This window comes from Aequorivita sp. KMM 9714, assembly GCF_011065475.1.
In the GTDB taxonomy this organism is placed as follows: Bacteria; Bacteroidota; Bacteroidia; order Flavobacteriales; family Flavobacteriaceae; genus Aequorivita; species Aequorivita sinensis.
Genome location: NZ_JAAGRO010000051.1, coordinates 1 through 321, shown reverse-complemented (window position 1 = coordinate 321; position 321 = coordinate 1). Strand labels below are relative to the sequence as shown.

Annotated in this window: 1 protein-coding gene; it reads left to right on the top strand. The window is 35.8% G+C overall.

Annotation, left to right across the window (positions count from 1 at the left end):
* Positions 1–321: hypothetical protein (locus tag G3A46_RS14135; protein WP_165150776.1), on the top strand; the 321-nt coding region annotated here is incomplete at both ends.

Genomic DNA, 321 nt, shown 5'->3' with positions numbered 1-321 from the left:
TAACCAACATCCAAAACCAAGGTGATATCTATAATGAAATTATCAACCTTATTACCAACACCACAGGTTCAGACCTTTTCGTAGACAATGGCGATGGTACATTTACGCATACTACAGTAAATGGAGACGTAATTACGTTTGATGCTAACACAACTACTTTGTTAGATAACGGTAATGGAACTTACACACTAACCAACGCAAATGGTGATACAATCACAATCGATGTTGTTGGAGATGTGGTAACTAACATCCAGAATCAAGGTGATATTTATAATGAAATTATCAACCTTATTACCAATACAACAGGTTCAGACCTTTTCG